General features: G+C 70.9%; 13 protein-coding genes and 1 pseudogene. 6 read left to right on the forward strand and 8 right to left on the reverse strand.

The window, feature by feature from the left end:
- The 3 genes and pseudogenes from EBN03_RS32800 to EBN03_RS32810 all read right to left on the reverse strand — a co-directional run.
- Positions 1 to 253, reverse strand: a pseudogene (locus tag EBN03_RS32800) (hypothetical protein); the annotation flags it as partial.
- A gap of 162 nt (positions 254 to 415) precedes the next feature.
- Positions 416 to 865, reverse strand: coding sequence for a PTS sugar transporter subunit IIA (locus EBN03_RS32805; protein ID WP_122192064.1), 450 nt, complete (start codon positions 863 to 865; stop codon positions 416 to 418).
- A gap of 5 nt (positions 866 to 870) precedes the next feature.
- Positions 871 to 1101, reverse strand: a complete 231-nt coding sequence (locus EBN03_RS32810) for a glucose PTS transporter subunit EIIB (RefSeq protein WP_122192065.1) — start codon at positions 1099 to 1101, stop codon at positions 871 to 873.
- Between the two features lie 124 nt (positions 1102 to 1225).
- On the opposite strand from EBN03_RS32810, the gene EBN03_RS32815 reads away from it, so the two are divergent.
- The 6 genes from EBN03_RS32815 (at position 1226) to EBN03_RS32840 (ending at position 7815) form a co-directional block, all read left to right on the forward strand.
- The gene (locus EBN03_RS32815; RefSeq protein ID WP_122192066.1) at positions 1226 to 2449 is read left to right on the forward strand and encodes a PTS transporter subunit EIIC; all 1224 of its coding nucleotides are present in this window, start codon (positions 1226 to 1228) and stop codon (positions 2447 to 2449) included.
- Positions 2446 to 2709 carry an HPr family phosphocarrier protein gene (locus EBN03_RS32820; protein WP_122192067.1) on the forward strand — a complete coding sequence of 88 codons (264 nt, stop codon included), beginning with the start codon at positions 2446 to 2448 and terminating at the stop codon, positions 2707 to 2709. The genes EBN03_RS32815 and EBN03_RS32820 overlap by 4 nt, the downstream gene beginning before the upstream one ends.
- On the forward strand, positions 2699 to 4357 hold the full coding sequence (ptsP, locus tag EBN03_RS32825) for a phosphoenolpyruvate--protein phosphotransferase (RefSeq protein ID WP_233608803.1): 1659 nt from the start codon (positions 2699 to 2701) through the stop codon (positions 4355 to 4357). Before EBN03_RS32820 ends, ptsP begins: the two co-directional genes overlap by 11 nt.
- Entirely contained in the window at positions 4354 to 5511 is a 1158-nt protein-coding gene (gene nagA, locus EBN03_RS32830; RefSeq protein ID WP_122192069.1) for an N-acetylglucosamine-6-phosphate deacetylase, read from the forward strand. The genes ptsP and nagA overlap by 4 nt, the downstream gene beginning before the upstream one ends.
- Complete coding sequence (nagB, locus tag EBN03_RS32835; protein ID WP_122192070.1) at positions 5499 to 6281, forward strand: glucosamine-6-phosphate deaminase; 783 nt, start codon at positions 5499 to 5501, stop codon at positions 6279 to 6281. Before nagA ends, nagB begins: the two co-directional genes overlap by 13 nt.
- A gap of 163 nt (positions 6282 to 6444) precedes the next feature.
- Positions 6445 to 7815: a TIGR01777 family oxidoreductase gene (locus tag EBN03_RS32840; RefSeq protein ID WP_122192071.1), complete on the forward strand. Its 1371-nt coding sequence runs from the start codon at positions 6445 to 6447 to the stop codon at positions 7813 to 7815.
- Positions 7816 to 8085: 270 nt separating this feature from the next.
- Here the strand turns inward: EBN03_RS32840 and EBN03_RS32845 are convergent, their stop codons facing one another.
- From EBN03_RS32845 to EBN03_RS32865, 5 genes are all read right to left on the reverse strand, one after another.
- Positions 8086 to 8709, reverse strand: a complete 624-nt coding sequence (locus EBN03_RS32845; RefSeq protein WP_122192072.1) for a lipocalin family protein — start codon at positions 8707 to 8709, stop codon at positions 8086 to 8088.
- 86 nt (positions 8710 to 8795) lie between these two features.
- Complete coding sequence (locus EBN03_RS32850; RefSeq protein ID WP_122192073.1) at positions 8796 to 9749, reverse strand: SDR family NAD(P)-dependent oxidoreductase; 954 nt, start codon at positions 9747 to 9749, stop codon at positions 8796 to 8798.
- On the reverse strand, positions 9746 to 11023 hold the full coding sequence (locus EBN03_RS32855; protein ID WP_122192074.1) for an SAM-dependent methyltransferase: 1278 nt from the start codon (positions 11021 to 11023) through the stop codon (positions 9746 to 9748). Before EBN03_RS32855 ends, EBN03_RS32850 begins: the two co-directional genes overlap by 4 nt.
- Complete coding sequence (locus tag EBN03_RS32860) at positions 11020 to 11736, reverse strand: DUF1365 domain-containing protein (RefSeq protein ID WP_122192075.1); 717 nt, start codon at positions 11734 to 11736, stop codon at positions 11020 to 11022. Before EBN03_RS32860 ends, EBN03_RS32855 begins: the two co-directional genes overlap by 4 nt.
- Complete coding sequence (locus EBN03_RS32865) at positions 11733 to 13043, reverse strand: NAD(P)/FAD-dependent oxidoreductase (protein ID WP_122192087.1); 1311 nt, start codon at positions 13041 to 13043, stop codon at positions 11733 to 11735. Before EBN03_RS32865 ends, EBN03_RS32860 begins: the two co-directional genes overlap by 4 nt.
- Between the last annotated feature and the right edge of the window lie 54 nt (positions 13044 to 13097).

Genomic DNA, 13097 nt, shown 5'->3' on the forward strand with positions numbered 1-13097 from the left:
TGCCGATGCCGGTGGTGCCGACGACGATCTGGTAGGTGACGGTGGAGCCGTCCTGGGCGGTGGTGGGGCTGACCGTCTTCTTGTAGGTGTGGGTGACACCGAGGGTGCTGATGTCGTTCTTCGTGGTGGAGGCGGTGGCCGAGCACGTCGTCGCGGCGCCCGCGGTGGTGGTGGCGCCCAGCGTGACGGCGGCGGCGGACGCGACCAGTGCGGTGGCGGCGATCTCGGCGGCCACCTTGGTGGAGATGCGCATGGTTCTCTCTAACGGCTTCGGGAGATAGGTCTCGGCCACGGTAAGCGAGCCGACCTTAGAAATGATGTCGTTTCACTAAACTGGTGTAACTAAATCGGGAACTCGCACAGGGCGAGCCGCCACCCGATCGCGGGCAGCGGCTCGCGCGCACAACCTGGCGGCTCAGAAAGAGAACAACACCGAGCCCTTGGTCACCGGCCCGAGGTGCGGGTCACGCACCGACCCCGGCGCGGTGTCCATGATCACCACCGGCACCGCGGCACTCAGCCCCTGACGCCGAATCTCATTGGGGGAGAAGGTGATCAATGGTTCACCGACCGTGACGTACATACCGGCCACGGCATTGCGCTCGAACAACTCCGGCTTGCCGACGGTGTCGATACCGACATGCAACAGCACCCCGGTGCCGTTCCCGGTGACGATGACCGCCGCATGCGGATGCAGCTTCACGATGGTTCCCGAGACCGGCGCCACCACGGTGGTCGCGGCGTAGGTGTCCAGCGGCTCCACGGCCACCCCGGAACCGACCATCTCCGCGGAGAACACCGGATCGGGAACCTCGGACAACGGCACGGCCCGCCCGTCGAGGGGCGCGGTGATCCGAATCGTCATGTCGCTCAGATCATGTCGTTGATGTCTTCGGCCAGGATATCGGCGGTCGGCCCGACCACGACCTGCACCGCGTCACCCATCTTGACGACCCCGTGCGCGCCGGCGGACTTCAGCGCCTGCTCGTCGACCCGGCTCGCGTCCTTGACCTCGCAGCGCAGCCGGGTGATACACCCCTCCACCTCGACGATATTGTCCGCGCCACCCAGGCCGGCAACGATCTGATCCGCTTTCGACATCTTTCCCTCCGAGCGTGTCGAGTGGACAAGGCTGGTTTGGAGCCAATATATGGGTAATGACCAGTCGCGATAGCTGACGCCGAACAGTACGCGTGACTCCCTTCGACGACCGAGGATCGTTCCCATGGCCGATGCCGTCGAGAGCTCGCGCAGAAAGCTCGATCTATCGGGATTGCAGAAACTGGGCCGCAGTTTGATGCTGCCGATCGCCACGTTACCCGCTGCCGGGCTGTTGCTGCGGCTGGGACAGGCGGACATGCTGGGCCGCTGGTCGGCCATGAAGACCGTCGCCGACGTGCTGGCCGGCGCCGGCGGCGCCCTCATCGACAACCTGCCCCTGCTCTTCGCGGTCGGTATCGCCATCGGCTGGGCGAAGAAGTCCGACGGGTCCACCGCACTCGCCGCAGTCGTCGGCTACCTCGCCTTCGGCGGCGTGCTCAAGGCCATGTCGCCGGTCGTGCTGTCCGGCAAGGTGGACGCGAAAGGCGCTCCGGCACTGGTGAATTTCGGTGTCCTCGGCGGCATCGTCATGGGCCTGACCGCCGCGATCCTGTGGCAGCGCTACCACCGCACCAAGCTGCCGGACTATCTCGGCTTCTTCTCCGGCCGCCGCCTGGTACCGATCCTGACCGCCTGCGCGGCGGTGCTGATCGGGGTGCTGATGTCCTTCGTCTACCCGGCCTTCGATTCCGGCCTGACCTGGCTGGGCAAGACGGTCGCCGACCACTCGGTCGCCGGTGGCGGTGTCTTCGGTATCACCAACCGGTTGCTGCTGCCACTGGGACTGCACCACATCGTCAACTCGGTGGTGTGGTTCGTGATCGGTGACTACAACGGCGTCCACGGCGACATTCCGCGGTTCCTGGCCGGTGACCCGCACGCGGGCACCTTCATGACCGGTTTCTTCCCGATCATGATGTTCGGCCTGCCCGCCGCCGCCCTGGCCATCTGGCGCAACGCGAAACCGGAGAACCGCAAGACGATCGGCGGCATCATGCTCTCGACCGGCCTCACCGCGTTCGTCACCGGTATCACCGAGCCGCTGGAGTTCTCGTTCATCTTCGTGGCATGGCCGTTGCTGCTGATCCACGCCCTGTTCACCGGTTCCGCGCTGGCGCTGACCAACGCTCTCGGCATCCACGACGGATTCACCTTCTCCGCCGGCGCGATCGACTACCTGCTCAATTTCGGCAAGGCGACCCGTCCGCTGCTGCTGCTCCCCGTCGGCCTCGGCTACGGCGCCCTGTACTACGTCACCTTCAGCTTCATCATCAAGCGCTGGAATCTGCGGACTCCGGGTCGCGAGGACGACGAGGCCGAGACCGAAAAGGAGAACACCGCGCCATGATCACCCGGACCGCAGTCGTCGCGGCGAAGACCGGGCTGCACGCCCGCCCCGCCGCCCTGTTCGCCAAGGCCGCCGGGGAAGCCGGTGTCCCCGTGCAGATCTCGGTGGCGGACAAGGACCCGGTGGCGGCGAACAGCCTCCTGCAGCTGATGACCCTGGGCGTCGAACGCGGCGATACCGTCACCCTGCACGCCGAGGACGGGGCCGACGCGGCGCTCGACGCACTGGTCGAGCTGCTGGAGACCGACTTTGACGCATGAGGTGCGCGGGGTCGCCGCGGCACCCGGGGTCGCGGTCGGACCGGTGAAATGGCTGGCGCCCGCGCCGGTCACCAGCCGCGACGACCCGCCCGGAAGCGATGTCGATGCCGAAATCGCCCGTGCGGAAGCCGCTTTCGAGGCCGTCGCCGGCCGATACGCGACCCAGGCGCTGGCCGTCGCGGGCCCGGCCGCGGACATCCTGTTCATGACCTCGGCCCTGGCCGGTGATCCGGCGCTGCTGGACCAGGTGCGCGCGGAGATCCGGGGCGGCATGCCGACCGCGCACGCGGTCACCGAGGCGGTCGCGCACTTCGGCGGGCAACTGGCCGCCCTCGGGGGCCGGATGGCCGAACGCGTCTCGGACCTCACCGATGTGGGCCATCGGGTGGTGGCCGAACTACTCGGTGTCGAGCCCCCCGGGATTCCTTCCAGTCCGACACCTTTCGTGCTCGCCGCCGACGATCTGGCGCCCGCGGACACCGCCGCGCTGGATCCGGCGCAGGTGGTCGGACTGCTGACGGTGGCGGGCGGACCCACCTCCCACACCGCGATCCTCGCCAAGGCTCTGGGCATACCGGCCGTGGTGGCGGCCCCGGACGCGGTGACCATCGCGACCGGCACCGAGGTGGTCCTCGACGGCACGACGGGTGTGGTCGAGCTCGAACCGAGCCCGGCCCGCCGCGCGGAGGTGCTCGCGCATCGGGAGCGTCTGGCGGCCGCACCGACCGGACCGGGCCGCACCGCCGACGGATACCCGGTGCCGCTGCTGGCCAATGTGGGTTCCGGCGCCGACGCCCGCCTCGCGGTGGAGTTCGGCGCGGAGGGCGTCGGTCTGTTCCGCACCGAATTCCTGTTCCTGGACCGGCATTCGGCGCCCACCGTGGCCGAGCAGACGGACGTGTACGCCGAGGTGTTCCGCATCCTGGGTGACCGCCCGGTCACGGTCCGTACCCTCGACGCCGGATCCGACAAGCCGCTGCCGTTCCTGAACCTCCCGGCGGAGGAGAATCCGGCACTGGGTGTGCGCGGCCTGCGGCTGCGCGGGGTCGACGAACAGGCGCTGCTGGACCAGCTGACCGCCATCGCGGCGGCAGCGGCGGAGACCGGCACCCCGGTCGCAGTGATGGCCCCGATGGTCGCGACCGCCGAGGAAGCGAACTACTTCGCCGCCCACGCCACTGCGGCCGGGCTCGAGAACCGCGGCATCATGATCGAAATCCCCGCCGCCGCACTATGTTCCGACCGGCTGGGCGCCGAGGTGGAGTTCTTCTCGATCGGCACCAACGATCTGTCGCAGTACCTGTTCGGCGCGGACCGCATGTCCGCGGCGCTGGCGGCCCTGCACGACCCGTGGCAGCCGGCCCTCGCGGCGGCGATCGCCACGGTGGTGGCCGGGGCGGAGCCACACGGGGTGAAGGTGGGTGTGTGCGGCGAGTCCGCCTCCGATCCCGAATTCGCCTGTGTGCTGGTCGGTCTCGGCGTGCAGTCGCTGTCCATGGCGCCGCGGTCGCTCATCGCGGTGCGGGCGCGGCTCGCGCAGGTCACGCTGGACCGGTGCCGGGTCGCCGCGGCCTCCGTGCTGGCCGCCCGCACGGCCCACGACGCCCGGCAGGCCGCGTGTAGTGCGCTGGGGCTGAACGCTCGATGACGGTCCTGCGCGGCCGGGTCGTCACCCTCACCGAGGCGGGCGAATTCGCTGACGGCGTGGTGTCGTTCGCCGGTCCTCGGCTCGACTATGTCGGCCCGGCAACGGAATTCGCCGGTGAACTACCCGAGCCGGCCGAGCGGATCGTGCTGCCCGGACTCGTCGACGTGCACTGCCACGGTGGCGGCGGATTCGGGTTCCCGGAGGCCGATCTCGACGGGGTGGCGGTCGCCGCGAACTTCCATCGCGCGCACGGCACTACGACTCTGGTCGGCTCGCTGGTGTCGGCCACCGAAGCCGAACTGCGGGAGCGGATCGACGTGCTCGGCGCGGCCGTCGCCACCGGCCTGCTCGCGGGCATCCACTTGGAGGGTCCGTTCATCAGTCCGCACCGCCGCGGCGCCCACGATCCGCACCGGATCCGCCCCGGCGACCCCGCCGTGCTGGCGCGGCTCCTCGACTACGCGGGCGGCCGCATCGCGTCGGTGACCGTCGCACCCGAGACCGCCGGTTTCGACGCCCTGGCGCAGGTGCTCGCCGCCGCGAATGTGGTGCTGTCCCTGGGGCATACCGAGGCCGGGTACGAACGATCCGTCGCCGCGCTGCGCCAGGGCGGCCGGGTGTCGGTCACCCACCTGTTCAACGCCATGCCGGGCCTGGCGCACCGGGACCCCGGCTTCCTCACCGCCGCGCTGGCCGCCGCCGGGCGCGGGGAGGTGGTGGCGGAGGTGATCGCCGACGGCGTGCACCTCGCCGACGGCACCGTCCGCATGCTCTTCGACACCGTCGGCCCCTCGAACCTCGCGCTCGTCACCGATGCCATGGCCGCCGCCGGGCGTCCCGACGGCCGCTACCGGCTCGGCGGCCTCGACGTCGTGGTCCGCGACGGCGTCTCCCGGCTCTACGATCCCGACGGCCGGGGCCCGATCGCCGGGGGTACCGCGGCCGCGTCGGATGTCTTGCGCCGCACCGTGTTCCACGCCGGTGTCGGCTTGACCGCGGCCGCGACGGCGGCGGCCGCCACCCCCGCCCGCCTGCTCGGCCTGGCCGGCGAGGTCGGGGCGCTGCGGCCGGGGATGCGGGCCGACCTGCTGGTCACCGACCACGATCTGAATCCGGTCGACGTCTACAAGGACGGAGCGCAATGGAACTCGTGATCACCGACAGCGCCGCCGAGGCCGGAGTCCTGGCCGGGAGGATCATGGCCGACCATGTGCGCCGGGGCGCGCGCGCCATCGGGCTGGCCACCGGGTCCTCGCCGCTCGGCGCCTACCGGGAGCTGATCCGCCAGTACCGGGAGGAAGGCCTGAGTTTCGCTGGGGTGCAGGCATTCCTGCTCGACGAATACCTCGGACTGCCGCCCGATCATCCGCAGTCCTACCGCCGGTTCATTCGCGACGAGTTCACCGCCCACGTGGACTTCGCCGATTCCGACGTCCATTCGCCCGACGGCAATGCCGCCGACATTCCCGCCGCCGCAGCCGATTACGAACAGCTGATCGCCGCGAACGGCCCGATCGCGGTGCAGATCCTGGGTATCGGCACCAACGGACACCTCGGCTTCAACGAACCGGGCTCGTCGCTGCGCTCCCGTACTCGGGTCAAGACCCTGACCCCGAAAACCCGCGCCGACAACGCCCGCTTCTTCGCCGGCGACCTGGCCCAGGTTCCCACCCACGTCCTGACCCAGGGCCTCGGAACCATCAGTGACGCAGGCCATCTGCTCATGATCGCCACCGGCACCGGCAAAGCCGAGGCGGTCGCTTCCGCCGTGGAAGGCCCGGTCTCCGCGTTCTGCCCCGCCTCGATCCTGCAGATGCACCCGCACGTGACCGTCATCGTCGACCCGGCCGCCGCCGCGAACCTGCGCGCCGTCGACTACTACCGCTTCGCGATCGCGAACAAGCCCGCCTGGCAGAGCTACTGATAGTTCGCCTGGGGTGCCGCACTGCCGTCGGTGTGCGGCGCAGCGGGGTTTCCGTAGGCCCACGACGACTACATCGAGCCTGTGAATCGGGTGGCCCAACCTCCAGCAAAGCGATGCATAAACGTTTCACACGCGCGGGCGGTCCGGTGGTTACAGTCGGGTCATGGGCATCGAATGTTCGAGCGTGGTGGCGGAAGCTCGCGAGGACGTCTTCGCGTGGTACGCCCGCCCGGGAGCGCTGGCCAGGCTGGCGCCGCCGTGGCAGCCGACGACGATCGTTGCCGAGGCCGAATCCCTGCGGGACGGCCGGGCGGTGCTGCGGTTGCCGGGCGGCCTGCGCTGGGTGGCCCGGCACGTGCCGGAAGCCTACGATCCGCCCCGGTGCTTCGCCGACGAGACCGCGATCGACGGGATCGCGTCCGCGCCGGTCGGTGCGATGCCGTGGCGGCACACCCACGAGTTCGAGCAGCTCGACCAGGACCGGACCCGGGTCGTGGATACCGTGGACTCACCGGTCCCGGCGCACCTGATCCGGCCCATGTTCGACTACCGCTACCGGCAGCTCGCCGACGACCTGGCCGCGCATCGCCGCGCGGCCGACCACGGCTTCCGGCCGGCGGTCGTCGCGATGACCGGCGCGTCCGGACTGGTCGGGTCGGCCCTGTCCGCGTTCCTGACCACCGGCGGCCACACCGTGATCCGGCTGGTCCGCCACCCGGCTCGGCATCCGCTGGAACGGGAATGGAACCTCGCCGACCCCGCGGCCGACCTGCTCGACGGCGTCGACGCCGTCGTGCACCTGGCCGGTGCCTCGATCGCGGGCCGGTTCACCGCCGCGCATCGCCGCGCCCTGGTCGAGAGCCGGGTCGGCCCCACCCGCGCCCTGGCCGGCCGGGCCGCCGCGGCGGGTGTGCCCACGTTCGTCACGGCGTCGGCCGTCGGCTACTACGGCCCCGATCACGGCGACGAGTGGCTCGACGAGACCTCCGCGCGCGGCTCGGGCTTCCTCGCCGACCTGGTCGTGGACTGGGAGGACGCGGCCGAACCCGCCGCCCGGTCGGGTGTGCGGGTGGTGCGGATCCGCACCGGCATCGTGCAATCCCCGCGCGGCGGCACGCTCCGGTTGCTGCGCCCGCTGTTCGCCGCCGGCCTCGGCGGCCGGATCGGGGACGGTCGGCAGTGGCTGTCGTGGATCGGCATCGACGACCTGGTCGAGATCTACCACCGCGCGCTGTGGGATCGGGAGCTGTCCGGAGCCGTGAACGCGGTCGCGCCGCACCCGGTCCGCAACGTGGACTACACCGCGACCCTGGCGCGGGTGTCGCATCGACCCGCCGTCGTCCCGGTACCGCGCTGGGGCCCGGCATTGTTGCTGGGCAAGCAGGGCGCCGAGGAACTGGCCGCGGCCAGTCAGCGGGTAGCGCCGGACCGGCTGACCTCGGCCGGATACCGATTCCGGCACGCCGACCTGGACTCGTGCCTGCGACATCTGCTGGGACGCACACGCGGACCGGAGGCCGGCTCGGATGCGTAGCGGCATCGAAACCGGTTGCCGGACCAGGGGTCTCACCGCACCTCGCAGGTGACCGGTGATCCAGGACAGCAGATCCCCGCGATACGGCGGCTGCGCGCCAAGCGCCCCGGCGTCGGCCCGCACCGTCGGCGCGGCCTGATCGCCGGGCGCTCCCGCTAGCACCTGACGTTGCGGGTAGACGTCGGTGAACCGCCTCGACGTGGCGGGCCACCCGGGCGCGCGAATTGTGAAGTCCGGCTATGCGTTCGCTGCTACTCGCACCGCCCCGGCTCACGTAGCAGGGCGCAAGCCGCACACAGGTTCGATCGTCTCGATTCCCCCGGTGGTGGGCGAGGTCAGGTATACGCACGGATCCATGCCCGCCGCGGTGATCGCGGAGCGGATCCGATCCCATTGTGTGGCAGACAGTTCCGCCGCCCGGGACAGGACGAAGCCCGACAGCCGCGCCGGGTCGGTCACGACCGCCCAGGAATAGTCGCTGTCGAGCGCAGTGACGATGTAGTTCGTCGGGCCTTCCAGCTGGTCCTGGGTCGGCACCCCGGGAAAGCTCACGTGCAGTTGGGCATCGGTCACCGGATCGGTGACAGTCGCGGTGCCCGAGATGTGGTTCGGGGTGCCGGCCCACGTCGTGCAGGTGTTGTCGACGGTGACGTTCCCGGCCGGGTCGAGGTCGTAGCGGGCCTGCGTATCGCGGGCGCAGGACAGCGAGAAGAACTGAGGGACGGCGGCGAGTTGATTCCAGGTGCCCAGATATCGCCCGAGATCCAGGGCCGGCACCGGCTGCGGTGGTGCGCCGAGGAGCGGGACCGCGCAAACAACCGCCGACGCGGCGGTGAGGGTGGCGAGCGTGGCGGCGGTGACGGTCGCACCGCGGATCGTGTTGCGTACCTTCATGTCCACTCCTGTTCCGGACGAGGTCTCGGACCTCGCCCACCGTGATGATCAGCGATGCGGTATCGATGCACCATGTCGTAGCCCGGCTATCCGGTCTCGGCTGCCGTCCGGCAGTAGTCCCACAGGTCGCGCAGCTGATCCGCGGTGTAGCGGGTGGTGGCCAGCCGATGCTGGGGACGGATGCGGCGGTCGTGCCAGAACTGCCCGTTCGGCAGCGGCCCGCTGGCGGCGGCGAGCCACACGGCCGTATCGGCGCCCGCACCCGGATTCCGCAGGATCGGGGCGACACCGCGACGGAATACCGGCAGCGCGGCGCGGAGCCCGGGCGTGTCCACCCAGCCGGGATGCATCGTGTGCACGCCGACCCGCCAGTGCTGCGCGGCGAGCGGGGCGAACGCCACCTGGATCCGCTTGGTGCGGGCGTATGCCGTCGCGCCGCGATAGGTTCCGTCCCGGTATTCCGGATCGGACCACGGCAGTCCCTGGGTGTACATCCCCGCCGAGGCGACGAACACCACGCGGGGATCGGGTGCCCGGGACAGCGCGGGCAGCAGCAGGCCGGTCAGCCGCAGCGGACCCAGGACATGGGTGGCCAAGGTCAGTTCGTGCCCGGACCGGGTTTCGGTGCGGCGGTCCGGCAGCACACCGGCATTGTGGACGACGACATCGACGACGTCGGGTACGGCGGCCGCACAGGCGGTCAGCCCGGCCGGATCGGTGAGGTCGCACTGCCGCACGCTCAGGTCGGCGCCCGGCAGGCCGGCCAGGATCCCGGCGCGGGCCCGAATCCCCTTGTCCGGGTTGCGAACCGCCAGGATCACACTCGCGCCGAGCGCGGCGAGTCGCGCGGTGATCGCGTAGCCGATACCGGAATCCGCCCCGGTCACCAGCGCGGTGCGCCCGCGCATCGCCCCGGTCGCCGGGTCGCCGGGCGGCCACCGGCGGCACCGCAGCCGGTAGCCGATCGCGCTGTAGCCACCCACGATCGAGCGGTCCAGCATCCGGTCCACCCGGCCCGGCCGGTACCGGGGGCCACTCATCGCCCGGCCCTGTCGCCGGCGGCCGGAAGGTGCCCGTCCCGGGTGAACAGGAACTGACTCACGTCCAGGTAGCCGCTGCGGAATCCGGCCTCGGAGTGGGCGAGATACAGCTGCCACATCCGGCGGAACGTCTCGTCGAAACCCAGTCCCGCGACCGACATCTCGGCCTCGAGAAATCGCTGGTGCCACAACCGCAACGTGTGCGCGTAGTGCGGCCCGATCGAGAATCGTTCGCGCACAGTCAGTCCGGCGGCGGCAGCGGTACCGGTGAGCAGGCGGACCGATGGCAGGAACCCGCCCGGGAAGATGTACTCCTGGATCCAGGTGTGCGTGTGCCGCGTCGCGAGCATCCGCTCGTGGGGCATGGTGATCGCCTGGATCACCGCGCGCCCGCCGGGGGTCAGCACTCGCTCGACGGTGCGGAAGTAGCCGGGCAGGAAGTCGTAGCCGACCGCCTCGACCATCTCGACCGAGACGACCGCGTCGTAGCGGCCGGTCACGGCACGATAGTCGAGCAGATCGATCTCGACCCGGTCGGTGCGCCCGGCCGCCGCGACCCGCTGCCGGGCGTGGCGGCACTGCTCGGCGGAGAGGCTGACCGACCGCACCTGCGCGCCGCGAGCCGCGGCGCGCAGGGCGAGTTCGCCCCAGCCGGTACCGATTTCGAGTACCCGCGTGCCGGGACCGACCTGCGCGGCGTCGAGGATCCGGTCGATCTTGGCGTGCTGCGCGGGCCCGAGCGCCGCCCAGGACGGTGCCGGATCCAGGCGGTCGAACAATGCGCTCGAGTAGGTCATGGTGTCGTCGAGGAACAGTGCGAAGAAGTCGTTGGACAGGTCGTAATGGCGCGCGATATTGCCGCGGGCGTGCTCGCGGGTGTTGTGGTCCGTGCGCGGATGCGCGGGCACCACATACCGGCGCAGCGCGCGCAGCGGCGCCGGCACCAGGGTGTCGATGCCGGTCGCGAACACGGTCAGGACGGTGGCCGGATCGGCGGCCGACCAGTCCCCGGCCATGTACGCCTCGCCGAACCCGATCAGCCCCCGGGTACCCAACCGGGTGGCGAACCGGCCGGGCCGGTGCACGGTCATGACCGGCCCGTCGGCGCCGGACGGCAGCACGGTTCCGGAGCCGTACTCGACGCGCAGCGGCAGGCGGCGGACCGCGCGGCGGAACAGCCGGTCCGCGGCGGCGGCCGCGATCGCGGCGCGCGGACCGCTCGGCGGCCCGAGTTCGAACCGGCGGCCGGTGTCGGATGCGCAATCGACGGTCATCTGTCGGTCTCCTGACTCGGTGGGCGCGGAACCACGGCCAGCCCGCCGGCCCACAGGCGGATGCCCTGCCAGCGAATCAATGCCGAAACCCGCAGCGGGGCAATAGGTACGGTGAGCGCGGCGCGCAGCACCGATCGGGTGTCGGCGGGGCGGCACCGGCCGGTGACGGTCGCCGCGAATCGCGGGCCGTCGGCGTCGAGGACGACCGAGACGAACAGGCGGTCGCCCGGTTCGGGCACCCGGATCCGATACCGGCCGGCGACCTCGTTGAACGGCGAGACGTAGAACCGCTTGGCGACCTCGGCGCGGCCGCTCGCGTCGGGACGCAGCAGATACCGGTACCGCTCGCCGTAGGTGTTGTGCACCTCGGCGACGACACAGACGAGCCGCCCGCTGTCGTCCCGGCACCAGAACACGCTGAGCGGATCGAACGCCCAGCCCAGCACGCGGGCGTTGGCGAACATGAGGATTCGCCCGCCGCGCAGATCGATGCCGTGCTCGGCCAGATAGCTGTCGATGTTGTCCCGCAACGATGCTCGCCGGTCGCCGAGGTGATCGGCGGGCTCGAACCGCGCGAGCGGGGCGAGCCAGCGTGGTAACCGGGGCAGCTCGTCCAGGTCGACCAGCCAGCTGTACCCGCGATAGCGGAAGCTGTGCGGGAGCGGGGTCCGCCGGGTGTGGGCCGTGCGGGTGTAGACCAGTTGCGGCTTCATGTCGCCGCCGTGGTGACGGGTCGCGGGGCCCAGCGGGCGCCGAGTCGTTCGGCGGCGCGCAGTCCGGACAGCGCGCCGTCCTCGTGGAACCCCCAGCCGTGGTAGGCGCCCGCGAAGGCCAGGCGGGCATCGCCGAGGTAGCGCAGACGCCGCTGCGCCGCAACGGATTCTGGTGTATAGCGGGGATGGCTGTAGGTCATCCGGTCCAGCACCGCGGCGGCGGGTATCGCGATGTCGTCGTTGAGTGTGAGCAGCAGCCGGCGGCCCGGAAGCCCTTGCAGCCGAGTGAGATCGTAGGTGACCGGTACCTGCGCGGGTGCCGCCGCGCAGGCAGGCAGCCGATAGTTCCACGAGGCCCGCGCCCGCTCGGCGCGGGGTAGCGCCGACTCGTCGGTGTGCAGGACCGCCCGGTTCACCGAGTACGGCATCGCCCCGAGGATGTGTTGCTCGGCTCTGCTCGGTGCGGCGAGCAGGGCCAGGGCCTGATCGGGATGGGTGGCGACCACCGCGGCGTCGAATTCGGCTGCGGCGCCGTGCTGGTCGCGCACGACGACGCCGTCCGGGTGGCGCTCGACGGCTCGTACCGGGGTACCCGTCCGTACGGTGTCGACCGCGGCGGCGATCGCCGCGACATAGGTGTGCGATCCACCGGCCACCGTGCGCCAGGTCGGTGACCCGGAGACGGTGAGCATGCCGTGATGGTCCAGGAAGGCGAACAGGTAACGCGCCGGGTATAGCAGCGCGGTTTCGGGGTCACACGACCACACCGCGGCGACGAGGGGGACCAGGAAATGTGTCGTGAAGTATCCGGAAAGTCTTGCGCGCCGGACGAATTCGCTCAGCGTCTCGGTTTCGGGGGTCTCCCCGCGCAGAGCCCCGCGCGCGAGCCGGTGGAAGCGCGGCACCTCGGAGAGCAAGCGCAGGTAGCGGGGCCGCACCGACTGCGCCGGGCGTGCGAACAGCCCGCCCGGCCCGCGCGCACCCGCGTATTCGAGGCCACAGCCGTCGCAGCGGACCGACATGCTCATGTCCGAGGTCCGGGTGGCGATGCCCAGCTCGCCGAACAGTCGCAGCACAGTCGGGTAGGTGCGGTCGTTGTGCACGATGAATCCGGTGTCCACCGCCACCGGGGTGTTCCCGTCGACGTTCAGCCGGTGGGTGTGCGCGTGCCCGCCCAGGCGTTCGTCGGCTTCGAACAGCGTCACCTGTGCCCCCGCGCGAGTCAGGACCCAGGCCGCGGTCAGTCCCGCGACGCCACTGCCGACGACGGCGACCCGTCTGCCGGCGCACCCACTCGAAACGTCGATCACTGGTCTCCTCCGGCTCGACTGCAATCCCGTTCGGGATGATGCATCGAGTAT

The organism is Nocardia stercoris (assembly GCF_003696265.1).
Lineage (GTDB): Bacteria > Actinomycetota > Actinomycetes > Mycobacteriales > Mycobacteriaceae > Nocardia > Nocardia stercoris.